The following is a 15,070-nucleotide window of genomic DNA, read 5'->3' as shown; positions in this document are numbered from 1 at the left end:
TTCCGACGACGATGAAAATGATAAATTTCTTATAATCGAATCGGTCAGGTCGTACTTTCGAAGGTCAACGCTTAGGCGTCCGCCGATTGCTCGCGGATGAAGATGTGGTCGTTGGCGTGGACGAACACTACCAGTCCGGAGAGCGAGAACACGACGTGCCCCGCGCTTCGTTCCGACCCGCGATGCGTGTTGGCGAACAGCGAATCGAGTGCATCGGGGTCGATGATATTCGCCAACGGAATCGGGTCGTCGGTCGGGTCTCGGTTCCGGATGGTCGCAATCGCTTCGATGACGGTTTCGCTGAGCGAGTGCGTATCCCGTGAATCGTGATACGCGTGATATGCGCGTGGATCATCCGCTACGACCGTCGGCTCACTCGCGTCTGCCCCCCCGTCGGAGTGCATGGTCGGGGTACTATCCTGTGGAACGCGACGAAGAGCAATAAAATTACGTCTCGGGCCGAGTCGGGTGGTACGCCGTGTCGTATTCGCCGGGTTGGTCGTCCATCCTATCGGGATTGATTCGCCCGCCGAGAAGCATGAAGTCAACGAGAGTTAGCGCCAGCATAGCCTCCACAACTGGCACGCCGCGCGGCGGGAGAACCGGGTCGTGTCGCCCGACGACTTGAACATCTTTTTCCTCTCCAGTCTCCCAGTCCACTGTGGTTTGGGTCTTCGGAATCGAAGTCGGCGCGTGCAGCGTCACTTCGCCGTAAATCGGCTCTCCGGTGGTGATACCGCCCTGTAGTCCGCCGTGGCGGTTCGAAGTCGGTTTCGGGTCGCCCGCTCGCGGCTCGTCGCCGCTTGCATCCGAATCGTCGTTCGACTCGGATGCGAACTCCCACTCGTCGTTTCTGTCGTGTCCGGCCCATTCGCGGGCCTCCTTACCGAGTCCGAACTCGAACGCGGTGCTGGCCGGAACCGCCATCATCGCCTGTCCGAGTCTGGCTTCGACGGAATCGAAGCGCGGCGCGCCGAGTCCGCGCGGGACGCCGCGCGCCTCGAAGTAAATCGACCCGCCGATGGAGTCACCCTCCTTCTGATACTCGTCTATCAGCTCGCGCATCTCCTCGGCAGTGTCCGGGTCGGCACATCGAACCTCGTTTTTCTCGCTGTGTTGTTTGATGTCCTCGAACGTCACGTCGTCCGCCCGAAGGTCGCCGATTTGGTTGACGTGGGCTTTCAGTTCGACGCCGTGCTCGGCGAGGATTTTCTTTGCGATGGCTCCGCCAGCCACCCAGTTGACCGTCTCGCGCGCGGACGACCGACCGCCGCCGCCCCAGTTTCGTGTCCCGAACTTCGCGGAGTAGGTAAAATCGCCGTGGCTCGGTCGCGGTGCGGTGATAAACGGCTCGTACTTGCCCGACTGGGCGTCCTTGTTTTGGATGACCATCCCGATTGGCGTTCCGGTGGTGTAGCCGTCCTGCACGCCGCTGTTGATGGTGACTTCGTCGGGTTCTCCTCGACTGGTCGTTATCATCGACTGGCCCGGTTTCCGTCGGTCTAAGTCGCGCTGTACGTTCTCCTCCGTGAGTTCGAGTCCCGCCGGACAGCCGCTGATGGTGACGCCCATCGCCTCGCCGTGGCTTTCGCCGTAAGTCGTGACCTGAAACAGGCGTCCGAACCGGTTTCCGTTCATACACCCTGTTCTGCGTGCAGGCCATTTAGATGTTGCAGGAGGCGGTACGTTTCGCCGCCCATCGTAAAAGAAAATTTATACCCCGGCAGTGAAGGAAAACGCGATGAAACGGCGTCGTTTCGCCGCCCTGCTTGGTCTCGCAGGTGGTCTCTCGGGCTGTGTTGGATTCCTCCGCTCCGACGGCCCGCCCGCGAATCCAGTTAGCCTCCGCGTTCGCAATTACTTCGACAGCAGACGCGCCATCACCGTCACGGTTCACGGGTTGGACTCCGACGAGGCCTACGAGTCGGAGTTTTCCCTCTGGCCCGGATGGGTCGGTACCCGTCGAAATGTGCTAAAAGCAGGGCGGTACGAGGTACGAGTCGAGGTGGACAACGGCATGTGGCGCGTCGCAGAGTGGGATATGTGGGGCTGTGAGACGAACACGATTCTTGTCGATGTCGGAATGGACGGGATCGGTATCACTGCCACATGCCAAAAATCTGATAAAATATACAGGACGACCAGTTAGCGATACAACTCGCTCGACTCACGCTCGTTTCCGATTTCGACCGTCGCTATCGCTCGACTTCCGCGCCAAGGTCGTACAGCACCTCGAAGAAGTTCGGGAAGGAGACATCGACGTGTTCCGCGTCCGCAACCGTCGTGGTTCCGTCGGCGACGAGTCCGGCGACGGTGAGCGACATGACGATTCGATGGTCGCCGTAGCCCTCCACGACCGCACCCGTCAAATCGGATTCCTCGCCGCGAATCGTGAGTTCGTCTTCTTCCTCCTCGACAACGGCGCCGAGTTTACTGAGTTCGCTCGCCATCACGGCCACGCGGTCTGTTTCCTTGTAACGGACGTGTTCGCAGTTGACTATCTTCGTCTCGCCGTCGGCGACTGCGCCGAGGACGGCGACGGTCGGGAGCAGGTCGGGCGTGTCGCCCACATCGACTTCGACGCCCGACAGGGAGGAGCGCCGAACCGTGAGGACGCCGTCGTTCCGATTCCAGTTCACGTCCGCGCCCATCCGCTCTAACACGTCCACGATGAGCGTGTCACCCTGCGCGCTCGGATACGCGCCCCTAATTCGAACATCTTCGTCTTCCTTCGCTGCGACTGCGCCCGCGGCCAGCAGGTAGGAGATTGACGAGAAATCGCCGGGGACGTGGTACTCGCCGTCGCTCGGTTCGTAGAACTGTCCGCCCGGAACACGGAAGCTTCGTCCGTCCTTCTCGGCTTCGACGCCGAAGTCGGCCAGCAGTTCGAGCGTAATGTCCACGTAGGGGGCCGATTTGAGTTCGGTTTCGAGTTCGACGTTGATACCGTCCTCCGTCAGCGCGCCCGCCATCAGCAAGGCCGATATGTACTGGGACGAAACGTCGCCCGGAATCGACACCGTCCCGCCCGACACCGGCCCCTTCATCACGAGCGGGGCTTTGCCGTTTCCGCGACTGCTCTCGGCCCGGCCGTCGAGTTGTTCAACGGCCGACAGCATCGGCCCCTGAGGACGCGAGCGAAGCGACGAATCGCCGGTGAGAACCGTAATGCCGTCCACTAGAGCGGTCGTACCTGACACCAATCGCATGGTCGTCCCGCTGTTCGCGCAGTCGATGACATCCGCCGGAGTCTGTGGTTTCCCGTCGAAGCCGCCGATTTCGAGGACCTCCCCGGTGTCGGTTACGTCGCCGCCGAAGGCCTCGACGGCCCGCATGGTCGCTTTCGTGTCGGCGCTGACGAGCGGATCGTACACCAGCGCGCCGCCCGAATATCCAGCGGCGAGAATCGCTCGATGGGTGTAGCTCTTCGACGACGGTGCCCGCGCCGTTCCCGAGAGCGACGACTGAGAGAGTTCGACGTTCATGTGCGAGTCGTCGTCACGGAGGGGTAATAGAATACCGCCTCCCGTCAATATCGCCGCCTGTCGCTGATTGTGGACGAAGGTCGATGGTCGATGAAACCGTCAGCGCACAATCGTCACCGGAACTGTCGCCCGCCCCGCGACGTTCTTCGCCGTGCTTCCGAACAGCCCTTCGTAGCGTTCCGACGTTCCCCGGTGACCGACGAAGATGGCCTCGAAATCGTTCTCCTCGGCGTACTCTGTGATTCGCTCGACCGGTTCGCCGTACAGCAGTCCGGTTTCGATTTCCGCCCCTTCGCTCTCCGCGACCGCCGACGCCTCGTCCAACAGTTCCTGCCCGCGCGTTTCAGCATCTTCGATGTTCGACAACAGAACGTCGCGCTCGGCCTCCGCGAAACTTGTCGGCGCGGTGTCGCCCGCGGTGAACTGTTGGCTCGGCACGACGATGTGAATCGCCGTGATGGTCGCTCCAGTATCCTGTGCGAGACCGATGGCGTACCGGAGCGCGTCTATACTTTCTTGCGACCCGTCGATTGCGACTACGTATCCCCCCATGGTCACACGGTGTAGGAGTTGTAGCAAAATGTGAATTTCGGCTACACTGTGGAGAATTTCGTGTAGGTGGTTCGAGATTTGTCGCAGGTGTATTCGTGCCAGTTCTGTTCTCTTTATTGTCGCTCTGTACTGCCAAGATCTGCGGCGGTGCGGCGGCGGTTTCATCGGAGTCGTGACTTGCCACCGACGAACTACCCTCGTTTGAATCGCGTACAACTGGTTTCATTGGAATCGGCAGTGTCAGCTCGGCCAAACGAACCGGTCTCTCTGCGTTGCGGTATCTGGAATCAGCGATAGCCAGCGACGTGAGCCGACCAGAGACGCAAGAATGATTAAAATAATCGAGAAATCATCAGCCGTTGCCGACTCGGATTCACGTCGCGCGAATTATTCTACCACAAACACTTTTGTACTTTCACGAAAACGGTTCGATAGTGACGCACACTGCTCTACCCCCCGCTGGCGGAAATCCCGCACCAGCAACTGCTTTTCGTCGGGTGGAACCTCGGAACTAGGCCGGTCTTCCGGCGACGGTCGGGGCGAACCCCGGCGCGCCGCGCACCGTCTTCGAACGACTTCGAGACAGCACACATGCATCAATTCACATTCACGCGACGTACAGACATTCGAACAAAATTTGCGAGGGCCTGACCATGTCCGACATGGAACCCCGAGCGTACTACGACGAGTTCGGCGAGAACGAGTGGGAGCGGTTAGACCGCGACCCGGTCACCCGCATGGAGTTCGAGAACACGACCGACTACCTCGAAACCCACCTCCCCGAATCGGGCCACGTCCTCGACGTGGGCGGTGCGGCGGGGCGATACGCCTGCTGGCTCGCGGAGCGCGGCTACGACGTAACGCTCGTTGACGTGAGCGCGAAACAGGTCGAACTCGCCCGCGAAAACGCAGACAAGCGCGGCCTCGAAGCCCAAATATCGGCTGAACAGGGCGACGTGCGCGACCTGCGATTCGAAGCCGACCGTTTCGACGCGGTCTGCTGTCTCGGCGGCCCGCTCTCGCACGTCGTGGACGACGCCGAGCGAGCGACGGCCATGGCCGAACTTCGGCGGGTCGCATCCACCGACAGTCCCGTCTTCGTCTCCGTCATCGGTCGATTCGCCGCGATTCGGGACATTCTGAAGTTCACCCTCGACGCCTCCCACCGTTTGCTCGCACCCATCGCCGAGGACGGCAAGTACACCGAAGCGCGCGTCGAGGAGTACAGTGACGGTGAGGGCTGGGCGGAATGCCACTTCTTCCGCGCGGACGAATTCGAATCCGAGTTGGAGTCGGCAGGATTCGAAGTTGAGCAGTTGGTCGGTTTGGAAGGCGTCGCAAACCGCATGAAAACCGAACTGGAGGAGGCGGACGAGGAAGCCGTCGAAAGCGTGCGGGAAGTGGTTCGAATGCTCCGCGAGGACAGAACCGTCGTGGACTTCTCGGAGCACATTCTGGCGGTCTGTCGAAACTAACCAAAACGGCTCGACTCAGAATCGCGTCGTCCGCCCCGCCGCCGACCACGCATCAGTCGGCGCATCGCGCGGCACGCGAACATCTCGGTTCTGCAACTGCGACACCTTCCCGGCGAACTGCCAGCGCTGGCCGTCCCAATCCGGTTCCTCGTCCGCTTCCGCCGCGACCTGCTGCGCTTGGAGGTGGGCGTCGATTGCGGCGGCTATTGCGGCGGCCTCCTCCTCGGAGGCGTTCGGGGGAATCGAGAGGTTCACGTCCTCAGAGCGGGATGTTGCCATGTTTCTTTTCGGGTTGTGCGGTTCGCTTGCTCATCAGCATTTCGAGGTCGTCGATGAGTCGCGGGCGGGTGTCCTTCGGTTCGATAACGTCGTCCACGAAGCCCCTATCGGCGGCGGTGTAGGGGTTAGCGAACTGCTCGCGGTACTCGTCGATGAGTTCGTCCCGGCGCGCCTCGGGGTCGTCGGCCTCGGCGAGTTCGGAACTGTAGAGGACGTTCACTGCGCCCTGTGGCCCCATCACCGCGATTTCGGCAGTCGGCCACGCGTAGTTCACGTCCGTGCCGATGTGCTTCGAGGACATCACGTCGTAGGCCCCGCCGTAGGCTTTCCGGGTGATGACCGTCATGAGCGGCACGGTGGCCTCCGAGAAGGCGTACAGCAGTTTCGCCCCGTGTCGGATGATGCCGCCGTGTTCTTGGTCGGTGCCGGGCATGAACCCGGGTACGTCCACGAACGTCAGAATGGGGATGTTGAACGAGTCACAAAAGCGGACGAACCGCGATCCCTTCTCCGACGATTCGATGTCGAGCGTTCCCGCGTTGACGCGCGGTTGGTTGGCCACGATGCCGATAGAGCGTCCGTCGAGTCGAGCGAACCCGACGACGATGTTCTTCGCGTAGCCTTCCTGCACCTCGAAGAACGAATCCTCGTCCACGACGCCGTCGATGACCTTCGTGATGTCGTAGGGTTTCCGCGGCTGGTCGGGGACGACCGATTCGAGTTTGTCGTCCCTGCGCTCGGGGTCGTCCCACGGTTCGACGCGCGGCGGGTCTTCGACGTTGTTCTGCGGGAGGTAGGAAAGCAACCGCCGAATGTCGTCCAGCGCCTCCTCCTCGCTGTTCTCCGCGAAATGAGCAACGCCGCTTTCTGCGGTGTGGGCGGTCGCGCCGCCGAGTTCCTCGAAGGTGACCTCCTCGCCCGTGACCGTCTCGATGACGTCCGGACCGGTGATGAACATGTGGCTCGTGTCCTTCACCATGAAAATGAAGTCAGTGATGGCTGGCGAGTACACCGCCCCGCCAGCGCAGGGGCCCATAATCGCGGAAATCTGCGGAATGACGCCGGAAGCCTGCTGATTGCGGTGGAAGATGTCCGCGTAGCCCGCGAGTGACGCAACACCTTCCTGAATCCGCGCCCCGGCGGAGTCGTTCAGGCCGATGATGGGCGCGCCGACTTCCATCGCCTTGTCCATCACCTTGGTCACCTTCTCGGCGAACACCTCGCCCAGACTCCCGCCGAAGACGGTGAAGTCGTGGGCGAAGACGAACACCTTCCTGCCGTTGACTTCGCCGTAGCCGGTGACGACGCCGTCACCCGCGATTTGCTTCTCCTCCATGCCGAAGTTGTGGCTCCGGTGGGTTCGCAGTTGGTCGAACTCGTTGAAGGTGTCGTCGTCGAGGAAGTAGTCGATGCGCTCGCGCGCCGTCATCTTCCCCTTCTCGTGCTGTTTTTCGATTCGGTCCTCTCCGCCGCCTTTCTCGGCCTCACTGCGCTTTTCGCGCAGTTCGTCGATTCGCTCGTCCATCGTCATCGCCGAACACCCGGACGCATTGTCATTGCGCGTTTGCAGTACGACTGGGCGCAAAAGGTTTCCGTACTACGCCGAGAAACCGGAGCGAATCGCTCCGGTTTCTCGCGGCCTACAACAGCGCGTAGAGGTTCACCGCGAGGGTGACGAGCAAAAACAGCGGCAATATCGTCCGAACGCTCCACAGCCACGGCGTTCCGAGGGCGCGGGCGACTCTGCCCGCGCCGGAATCGTACTCCGAGAGCGCGTCCTTCCCGAGTACCCAACCGGTGAAGACGAGGAATCCGGCAAGGCCTGCCGTGAGCATCAGGTCAACGAGCGTGCTTGCGACGAAATCGAAGATACCGGGGTTGAACGCGCAGATTGCGCCAGTAACGAGCACCAGTCCGGTGAGGCCGACCGTTGCACTCCGCCGCGAAACGCCCTGTTCGTCCACGAGGTACGCGACGGGGATTTCGAGCATGCTGATGGAACTGGACAGCGCGGCGAACAAAATCGCCCCGAAAAATCCGACCGCGATGACTTCCCCGTAAGGCATCTCGCGGAACGCTCCGGCGACGCCCATGAAAATCGCGCCGGATTCACCGCCCGCTGTGACTTCCGTTAGACCGCCCTGAAAAGCGAACAGGAGCGGGAAGACGACGAGTCCGGCCAGCACGCCAACGCCGGTGTTGAGCACGGAGATGACGCTCCCGTCGAACGCGAGACTGTTGTCCTCGCCGAGGTAGGAGGCGTAGGTTATCATCGTCCCGACGCCGAGCGAGAGGGTGAACAGCGCCTGCCCGGCGGCGGCGCGGAGCATCCCGATCGGGTCGTTTTGAATCGGCGTCGGATCGAAATTGAGGTAGAACGACAGTCCCATGCCCGCGCCGGGTTGGGTGACCGCCCACCCTGCCAGCACTGCGAGTAGGACGGCGATTATCGGCATCATCACTTTCGTCGCCTTCTCGATGCCGCCGCGGACGCCGCCGAGGACGACGAGGGCGGTCAGCGCGAGGAACACGACTTGGAACGCCGCGGCCTCCGCACCGAAGCTAATCCGGCCGAAGTACGCGCTCGGCTCGGCGAAGTACGACCCGGTGAAACTTCCTGCGAAGTAGCGGAGAATCCACCCCCCGACGACGCTGTAAAAGGACAGCAGGACGAGAGCGGTTATCACCCCGAACAGGCCGACGTAGCCCCACGATTTCGTGCCGGGAGCGAGGCGGGCGAGCGCGCCCGCCGGATTTCGTTTCGAGCGGCGTCCGATGACGAACTCCGCGAGCAGGCCGGGGACACCGACCAGCAGGACGATACACAGATAGACGGCGAGGAAGGCGCTACCGCCGTATTCGGCGGTCATCCACGGGAAGCGCCAGACGTTTCCGAGTCCGACGGCGCTTCCGACCGCCGCGAGGATGAACCCCACTCGACTTGCCCACGATTCACGTGCCATTGCTATGCACTCGTCTTCCGCGGACTTATGAGGGTTTCGAGATTAAAAACGGTCAAAATGCTATAATCACAGTCGATGAGCCGTAAAGCGCAGGTTTTTAAAACAGATTCGAGGCGAAATAGGCCGATTTGGTTATGAACCGTTATCGGAACCGTCCTTTGCTTAAGAACGGTGTAATGGTTCGAAGGCGGCGAGCGACGCGCCGCGTCGGGTGAAAAACAAAACGGATTGATGCGATTCCGGCGTTCGGTACGACCGTCGTCACGCGTACACGAGCGCAGTCAGGCGCTCATGAACGTCATGATGCTCAACGCGAGCGTGCCGAGGACGGCGAGGAACACGACGGTTCGGATATGCCAGAGCCAAACCGGGCCGAAACCGCTGGTACTGCCGAGGCCGCGTCGGAGTTCGGCGACCGCACCGCCGCCGTATATCCACCCGACGAAGAGGATGGTCAGCACGACGCCGAGCGGGAGCAGGATGTTGTTCGCAATCATGTCGAACATCGTGAACGTGTCGATGCTCAGCGCCGATGGGACGCCGAGGAGGAACACGACGGTTCCGATGCCGACGGTGAGAATTGGGCGGCTCACATCGAAGTTGTCCACGAAGTACGACACGACGACTTCGAGGAGGCTGATAGCCGACGAGAGCGCCGCGATGAGCAGGACGAGGAAGAACACGAAGCCGATGATTCTGCCCGCAGGGAGTTCGGCGAACGCCTGTGCGAGGGTGACGAAAACCGCGCCCGCACCAGCATCACCGGGGTCGATGTTCTGTGCGAACAGGAGCGGGAACACGACGAATCCGGCGAGCACGCCGACGAAGGTGTTCAGGACGGTGATGCTGATACCGTCGCTGAGCAGGTTGTCGTCGCCGTCGAGATAGGAGGCGTAGGTTACCATCGCACCCATACCGAGTGAGAGCGAGAACAACGCCTGTCCGACCGCGTCCGGAATAATCGACTGGTAGTTCTCCGCGATGACGCTGAAGTCGGGACTGAGGAAGTACTCGTATCCCGCTCCGGCACCGTCGAGGGTGAACGCCCACGCGGCCATCCCTATCATCAGGATGGCGATGGAGGGAACCATGATTTTGGTGCCGACTTCGATACCTTTCTCGACGCCCGCGGCGACGATGCCGATGGTGACGACCATGAAGATGGCGTGGAACAGTATCGTTCCCGTCCCTTCCGAAATTTGGCCGAAATATGCCTCAGGGCCGCCGAAGTACGCGCCGGTCAGGCTGCCGGTCATGTACTGAATGACCCAGCCGCCGACGACGCTGTAGTACGACAGCAGCCAAAATCCGGTGAACAGGCCGAGGACGCCGATAAGGGCGGCCGCAGGCCCGCCGAGGTTACGGAACGCGTCCACGACGTTTTTCTTCGTTTCACGACCAACGACGAACTCCGCGAGGATCGCGGGAAGTCCAATGAGGGCCGCGGCAATCAAGTAGACGACGAGGAAAGCGGCTCCGCCGTTTTCCGCCGACATGTACGGAAATCGCCAGATGTTTCCAAGTCCAACTGCGCTACCCACAGCAGCCAAAATAAACCCTACTCGGGATGTCCACGTTTCTCTTTGTGTCATGCTTGTACGTGGCATTCTTAATTATCAGTTATAAACAGTCCGGTGTGTATTAATCAGATACGTTATCAAATATAGAATACCATTATAATATAGAAAAAACCGTTACAGGCAATCTCTGCCGGAAATAGCGCGTCGTGCCACTCGATAACGATCCTCGACACGGGTGAATATATCCGTAACAACAATTAGAAATTTGTCACGTTTGAGCGAAATTACGCTTCTCCGTAGACTGGAACTGCGGCTCCGCTGGTCACGGTCGTCGCGTCGCTACAGAGGACGCAAATGACCTCGGCGATGTCTGCCGGGGAAACCCATTTGTCGTGGTTCGCGTCGGGCATCATCTCTCGATTCGCGGGCGTGTCGATGACGCTCGGCATGACGGAATTGGCGCGGACGACACCCGCGTTCTCCTCGGCTATCGACTCCGTGAGTAGGCGGACGCCCGCCTTTGACGCGCGGTACAGTGCGTCGCCCTCCCCGCCTTCGAGCGACGAGCGCGCGCTGACGCTGACGATTGCACCCTCGCGATCTCGGAGATGCGGCAGGGCGTGTTTCGACGCGAGGAACGCCGTCTTCAGGTTCACGTCGAACAGCAGGTCGAACGTGTCGGCGTCGGTGTCTTCGACCGGCGACCCGCCCTTCCACGTCCCCGCGATGTTGGCCAGGTAGTCGATTCCGCCGTGGTCGGCGACGATGTCGTCAAGTACCGATTCGACTTCGGATTCGTCCGTGAAATCGGCCTGGTAAAACTGGATTCGGTCGCCGTTCGGGAGCGCGTCCTCGTCCGGTTCGACCACGTCGGTCGCGCACACCGTCGCACCTACGTCGGCGAAGGTGGCGCAGACCGCGCTTCCGAGCGCCCCGCTTGCACCCGTGACGAGAGCTACGTCGTCCGCGAAGTCGAATTCAACGTTCATGGCTTGAACGACGGTTTCGAACGTCTTAAAATCGGATGTGGAACGGAACTCGTATTCGAGCTTTCCGACGTTGTAATCGGAGTGGTGGGGTCGTGTCGCTAGTGATTGCTGAAACCGCTTCGAAAGCTCGTCGCACCAACCACTGAATCCCAAAATCGTAGAATATGCTGCCTCTCGTCTACAGTTCTACAACCAGTTTTCCGAGGAAACTGTCACCGACCACGTCCTCCTGCGCGGAATCGACCTCGTCCAGCGAGTACACACTCGCAATTTCCGGAACGATTTCGCCGTCCGCAACGAGTCGCCCCAGACGCTCCAACACCGCAGAAATATCCGGCGTGTTGAACATGCTCATCAACGTGATGGAGAGTTCCTTCGAGCGCGCGCCGGAAACGTTTTCGAACCCCGCCGAATTACTTTCGTTGCCGATTCCGACCACGCGCGCGCCGACGTTCGCCACGTCCGCGTCGAACTGGAGGTAGTCGTCTAGTCGGTGGTCGAGGATCACGTCCGGTTCGCCAACTTCGCGTACCGCGTCCGCGAGGTCATCGCGGGAGTAATCGAGGACGGTTCGCGCGCCGAGGGCTTCGAGACGGTCGTGGTACTCCTCGCTCGCGGTCGTCGTCACCCGCGCGCCGGTCGCTCCGGCCAACTGCACCGCGATGTGGCCGACGCCGCCGCTTCCGCCGTGGACGAGGCAGGTTTCGCCGGGTTCCAGTCCGGCGTGGTCGATGAGCGCGCGCCACGCGGTCACGCCGACGAGGGCGACCGCCGCACATTCGTCGAACCCGACGCCGTCGGGGAGGGGTGCGACCGTGTCGAGGGGCGTCGTGAGAAACTCCGCGCAGGTTCCCGGTCGATCGTTTCCGAGACCGGTTCCGAACACCCTGTCACCCGCGGAAAATTCCTCGACTTTGGTTCCGACCGCTTCGACCACGCCCGCGAAATCCGACCCCGGAATCCACGGGAGGTCGCCCGGCGGGTACGACCCTTCGCGGAAGTAGGTGTCAACGGGGTTTATCGCGGCGGCGCGAACGTCCACCAGCAGTTCGTCGTCGTCCGGTTCCGGTCGGTCGATATCGTTCATTCGGAGTACCTCTGGCCCGCCGTGTTCGTGGTATCGGACTGCGCGCATGGGCGAATCCACGCAAGGTGAGAAAATAAGTCCGCGGGATAGCATGGTTCGAATATGCCAACGTGTCCGGACTGTGATGTTGCGATGGAAGCTGTCGAACACCAGACGTTCGGTGATGAACGAATTCAAATCAAGCCGTCGGGCGGCGTTCTGAATTCGCTCGGCCTCAGCGTCGAGTACCTGAACAGCTATCGCTGTCCTGAGTGCCGACTGGTTCGATTTTACGACGACTGATTCCGACTCTTTTCCGTTTCGCTTCAGAGGGCGTCGTCCAACTTCCGCTTGCTCAGTTCGAGGTAGTCGAAGTCGAAGGAGTACACCTCGACGGAGACAGTTCCCGACCAACCGTTTCGAACCGGCGACAGCGCCGTCTCCAAATCCAGCGTGCCGGAACCGGTCGGGACGTGTTCGTCCGCGGGCCCGCGGGCGTCGTTGACGTGGATGTGCGAAATCCGGTCGCCGTGGTCGGTCAGAAACGATTTCATGTCTTCCGCGTTCATTCCGTCTACGCGCGCGTGACCCGTGTCGAACGTCATGGCGGCGTCCGTCTTCGCGAAAATCCGGTCGAAATCGTGCACCGTAAACAGGATTCCGGGCAGGTTTTCGACACAGATTTCCACGCCGCTTTCCTCGCCGAACGAATCGAGTTCTCGTATCGCCGACAGCAGGTGCGGTTCCACGTCTTCCCTCGTCCACTCCGGGGGAGTCGCGTGGGTGCTCGCGTGTAGAACCGCCTTTTCCGCGGCCATCTCCCCGGCGGTTTCGATGCACGCCTTCTGCTCCTCGCGCGATGCCTCGCGGATGCGCTCCCGAGGGGACCCTATTTCTACGTCCACGAACGGCAAGTGGACGAGCAAATCGAGTCCTTCTGTGCCCGCCAGCGACCGAACCGCTTCTGGGTCGAGTTTCGTCCGTTCCGTCGCGCCGTCCATGTAGAGTTCGACGAAATCGAAGCCGAGATTCGACCCCTCCTCCATTGCCTCCTGCCACGACACGTCGCCGGTGTGCGTTTGGGTTACGAATCCCGTCCGAACGCCGCTCACGACGCTCCCTCGTCGATAACCCGCTGTGCGCTTGCTTCGGACGAGACGGAGATAAACTGGTCGAGAACTTCGATGCTCGGCGCGACGAGCGTCGGGTCGATGTCGCTCTGTTCGACGTCGGCACGAGTCGCATCCCCGGTCAGCACGCAGACGGATTCACAACCGACGTTTTCAGCCAACTGCACGTCGGTTTCCAGTCGGTCGCCGACGACGACCACGTCCTCGGGCGCGTAGCCGTTCGCATCGAGGACGTGCTGAATCATCTCGGCGTTGGGCTTGCCGAAGATTCGGTCAGGTTTCCTGTCCGTCGCGCGCTCCACGAGCGCACCGATAGAACCGCAGTCGGGAACCATTCCCTCCGCAGTCGGGCACACCGCGTCGGGGTGCGCGAGGAGGAACGTCGCTCCGTTTCGAATGGCGAGGGTTGCCTCGCGGGTCTTCTTGTAGGTGAGTTCCGTATCGAAGCCGACGACGACGTGGTCGGGGTCGTCGGAGTCAGTTTCGATTCCGTGGTCGGCGAGGGCGTCTCGCATCGCCGTCGTGCCGAGGACGAACACCTCGTCGTCCGTATCCGCTAAGAATTGGATGACGCCGTCGGTCGAAAGCAAGAGAGAATTCATGTCACACTCCACACCCAGTGAGTTCAGTTTTTCTACGTAGTCGTCTTTCCACCGCGAGGAGTTGTTGGTGAGAAAGTACACGTCCACCCCGGACTCCTGCAGCGTTTCGAGGCGCGCTTTCGCATCGTCCACGAGTTCATCGTCCAGATAGACGGTTCCGTCGAGGTCGAAGAAAATCGCTTCTTTCGATTCGAGCGAGGAGAGCGAACTGAACAGCAAGTCTGCGGATTCCAAGTCGGTAAAGTCGTCTATTTCGACCCACCGATACTGACTCACGTCCGCGACCGACAGGTCGTGGTTTTTGTTTCTGACGATGGTGTCGATCGCCAGTTCGGTCCACTCGCAGTACTCGTTTTCGCGCTCGATAGTTTTCGTAATTTCCTCAAACAGCATCCTCGAGAAGTCGGCCGAAAACCGGTACACGTCGGTCGAACAACCGTAGGCGTCCGCTTCGGAAATTTCCTTGTCGATATGCGTGAGACGGTCGTTTTCGTCGACCGACACCTTCATTGCTTCCTCGCTGAACTGCTCCGTGTCGCAGGCGACCGCGCTGTCGGCGTCGGATTCGACTACCGTTTCCAGTAGGCCGGTGTCGAAGACGACGTCGCCGTTGCTCAGGACGAACTCCTTTCCAGCAACGTCCTTTGCCGCGAGCGACAGCGAATACATGTTGTCCGTGTTGGCGAACACCTCGCTCGTTCTGACGGTTATGTCGAGATTCGGCCGCTGGCGATCGATTCGCTCACAGATACGTTTCGTCTCGTCCGCGAGGTAGCCCGCGATGACCGTAACGTTCGTTACCCCTGCATCGTCGTACGCTCGTAACTGTCGTGCGAGAATCGGTTCGCCATCGACGGTCACACAACATTTCGGCTTGTGAAGCGTGAGCGGTCGAAGTCGAGACCCAATCCCGGCTGACAGAATTACCCCCCTCATGAAAGTCACCGACCCAATACCGCGACGTTGTTTGTGATAAGGTTACGGGCTAGCAGTCAGTGTGTCTATGGTT

Annotated in this window: 15 protein-coding genes; 3 read left to right on the top strand and 12 right to left on the bottom strand. The window is 60.8% G+C overall.

Features of this window, described 5'->3' with window-relative positions; translation table 11 throughout:
* Positions 1–71: 71 nt before the first annotated feature.
* Together LIX15_RS01195 and aroC are read right to left on the bottom strand one after the other, a co-directional pair.
* Complete coding sequence (locus LIX15_RS01195) at positions 72–404, bottom strand: HalOD1 output domain-containing protein (protein WP_227775690.1); 333 nt, start codon at positions 402–404, stop codon at positions 72–74.
* A 43-nt stretch (positions 405–447) separates the two neighbouring features.
* Positions 448–1,638: a chorismate synthase gene (gene aroC, locus LIX15_RS01190; protein ID WP_227775689.1), complete on the bottom strand. Its 1,191-nt coding sequence runs from the start codon at positions 1,636–1,638 to the stop codon at positions 448–450.
* A gap of 103 nt (positions 1,639–1,741) precedes the next feature.
* Here aroC and LIX15_RS01185 point away from each other — a divergent pair, with 103 nt between their 5' ends.
* A complete protein-coding gene (locus LIX15_RS01185; protein ID WP_227775688.1) occupies positions 1,742–2,149 on the top strand; it encodes an Ig-like domain-containing protein in 408 nt (135 codons plus the stop codon).
* Between the two features lie 46 nt (positions 2,150–2,195).
* Here LIX15_RS01185 and aroA read toward each other — a convergent pair whose 3' ends face one another.
* Positions 2,196–3,485 carry a 3-phosphoshikimate 1-carboxyvinyltransferase gene (gene aroA / locus LIX15_RS01180; RefSeq protein WP_227775687.1) on the bottom strand — a complete coding sequence of 430 codons (1,290 nt, stop codon included), beginning with the start codon at positions 3,483–3,485 and terminating at the stop codon, positions 2,196–2,198.
* 99 nt (positions 3,486–3,584) lie between these two features.
* The gene (locus LIX15_RS01175; RefSeq protein ID WP_227775686.1) at positions 3,585–4,037 is read right to left on the bottom strand and encodes a universal stress protein; all 453 of its coding nucleotides are present in this window, start codon (positions 4,035–4,037) and stop codon (positions 3,585–3,587) included.
* A 653-nt stretch (positions 4,038–4,690) separates the two neighbouring features.
* On the opposite strand from LIX15_RS01175, the gene LIX15_RS01170 reads away from it, so the two are divergent.
* Positions 4,691–5,512 carry a methyltransferase domain-containing protein gene (locus LIX15_RS01170; RefSeq protein ID WP_227775685.1) on the top strand — a complete coding sequence of 274 codons (822 nt, stop codon included), beginning with the start codon at positions 4,691–4,693 and terminating at the stop codon, positions 5,510–5,512.
* Positions 5,513–5,527: 15 nt separating this feature from the next.
* Here LIX15_RS01170 and LIX15_RS01165 read toward each other — a convergent pair whose 3' ends face one another.
* The 6 genes from LIX15_RS01165 to LIX15_RS01140 form a co-directional block, all read right to left on the bottom strand.
* Complete coding sequence (locus tag LIX15_RS01165) at positions 5,528–5,791, bottom strand: DUF8022 family protein (RefSeq protein WP_227775684.1); 264 nt, start codon at positions 5,789–5,791, stop codon at positions 5,528–5,530.
* A complete protein-coding gene (locus tag LIX15_RS01160; protein ID WP_345410675.1) occupies positions 5,772–7,316 on the bottom strand; it encodes an acyl-CoA carboxylase subunit beta in 1,545 nt (514 codons plus the stop codon). The genes LIX15_RS01165 and LIX15_RS01160 overlap by 20 nt, the downstream gene beginning before the upstream one ends.
* 115 nt (positions 7,317–7,431) lie before the next feature.
* Positions 7,432–8,754, bottom strand: coding sequence for a sodium-dependent transporter (locus LIX15_RS01155; protein ID WP_227775682.1), 1,323 nt, complete (start codon positions 8,752–8,754; stop codon positions 7,432–7,434).
* A gap of 281 nt (positions 8,755–9,035) precedes the next feature.
* Positions 9,036–10,346, bottom strand: coding sequence for a sodium-dependent transporter (locus LIX15_RS01150; protein ID WP_227775681.1), 1,311 nt, complete (start codon positions 10,344–10,346; stop codon positions 9,036–9,038).
* 212 nt (positions 10,347–10,558) lie between these two features.
* On the bottom strand, positions 10,559–11,263 hold the full coding sequence (locus LIX15_RS01145; RefSeq protein ID WP_227775680.1) for an SDR family oxidoreductase: 705 nt from the start codon (positions 11,261–11,263) through the stop codon (positions 10,559–10,561).
* Between the two features lie 178 nt (positions 11,264–11,441).
* Positions 11,442–12,398, bottom strand: a complete 957-nt coding sequence (locus LIX15_RS01140) for an NADPH:quinone reductase (RefSeq protein WP_227775679.1) — start codon at positions 12,396–12,398, stop codon at positions 11,442–11,444.
* Positions 12,399–12,452: 54 nt separating this feature from the next.
* Here LIX15_RS01140 and LIX15_RS01135 point away from each other — a divergent pair, with 54 nt between their 5' ends.
* Positions 12,453–12,632, top strand: a complete 180-nt coding sequence (locus LIX15_RS01135; RefSeq protein ID WP_227775678.1) for a hypothetical protein — start codon at positions 12,453–12,455, stop codon at positions 12,630–12,632.
* A gap of 23 nt (positions 12,633–12,655) precedes the next feature.
* On the opposite strand, the gene LIX15_RS01130 is transcribed toward LIX15_RS01135, so the two are convergent.
* Both LIX15_RS01130 and LIX15_RS01125 read right to left on the bottom strand, forming a co-directional pair.
* A complete protein-coding gene (locus LIX15_RS01130; protein WP_227775677.1) occupies positions 12,656–13,441 on the bottom strand; it encodes a sugar phosphate isomerase/epimerase family protein in 786 nt (261 codons plus the stop codon).
* Positions 13,438–14,997: an HAD-IIA family hydrolase gene (locus LIX15_RS01125; protein WP_227775676.1), complete on the bottom strand. Its 1,560-nt coding sequence runs from the start codon at positions 14,995–14,997 to the stop codon at positions 13,438–13,440. Before LIX15_RS01125 ends, LIX15_RS01130 begins: the two co-directional genes overlap by 4 nt.
* Between the last annotated feature and the right edge of the window lie 73 nt (positions 14,998–15,070).

The organism is Haladaptatus pallidirubidus (genome assembly GCF_020700235.1).
Lineage (GTDB): Archaea > Halobacteriota > Halobacteria > Halobacteriales > Haladaptataceae > Haladaptatus > Haladaptatus pallidirubidus.
This window is presented reverse-complemented; position numbering and strand designations above follow the sequence as displayed.

What these genes read in the sequence shown, in the direction of transcription:
- LIX15_RS01195 (WP_227775690.1), bottom strand. Translation starts at nt 404, where the DNA reads ATGCACTCCGACGGGGGGGCAGACGCGAGTGAGCCGACGGTCGTAGCG.
- aroC (WP_227775689.1), bottom strand. Translation starts at nt 1,638, where the DNA reads ATGAACGGAAACCGGTTCGGACGCCTGTTTCAGGTCACGACTTACGGC.
- LIX15_RS01185 (WP_227775688.1), top strand. Translation starts at nt 1,742, where the DNA reads ATGAAACGGCGTCGTTTCGCCGCCCTGCTTGGTCTCGCAGGTGGTCTC.
- aroA (WP_227775687.1), bottom strand. Translation starts at nt 3,485, where the DNA reads ATGAACGTCGAACTCTCTCAGTCGTCGCTCTCGGGAACGGCGCGGGCA.
- LIX15_RS01175 (WP_227775686.1), bottom strand. Translation starts at nt 4,037, where the DNA reads ATGGGGGGATACGTAGTCGCAATCGACGGGTCGCAAGAAAGTATAGAC.
- LIX15_RS01170 (WP_227775685.1), top strand. Translation starts at nt 4,691, where the DNA reads ATGTCCGACATGGAACCCCGAGCGTACTACGACGAGTTCGGCGAGAAC.
- LIX15_RS01165 (WP_227775684.1), bottom strand. Translation starts at nt 5,791, where the DNA reads ATGGCAACATCCCGCTCTGAGGACGTGAACCTCTCGATTCCCCCGAAC.
- LIX15_RS01160 (WP_345410675.1), bottom strand. Translation starts at nt 7,316, where the DNA reads ATGGACGAGCGAATCGACGAACTGCGCGAAAAGCGCAGTGAGGCCGAG.
- LIX15_RS01155 (WP_227775682.1), bottom strand. Translation starts at nt 8,754, where the DNA reads ATGGCACGTGAATCGTGGGCAAGTCGAGTGGGGTTCATCCTCGCGGCG.
- LIX15_RS01150 (WP_227775681.1), bottom strand. Translation starts at nt 10,346, where the DNA reads ATGACACAAAGAGAAACGTGGACATCCCGAGTAGGGTTTATTTTGGCT.
- LIX15_RS01145 (WP_227775680.1), bottom strand. Translation starts at nt 11,263, where the DNA reads ATGAACGTTGAATTCGACTTCGCGGACGACGTAGCTCTCGTCACGGGT.
- LIX15_RS01140 (WP_227775679.1), bottom strand. Translation starts at nt 12,398, where the DNA reads ATGCGCGCAGTCCGATACCACGAACACGGCGGGCCAGAGGTACTCCGA.
- LIX15_RS01135 (WP_227775678.1), top strand. Translation starts at nt 12,453, where the DNA reads ATGCCAACGTGTCCGGACTGTGATGTTGCGATGGAAGCTGTCGAACAC.
- LIX15_RS01125 (WP_227775676.1), bottom strand. Translation starts at nt 14,997, where the DNA reads ATGAGGGGGGTAATTCTGTCAGCCGGGATTGGGTCTCGACTTCGACCG.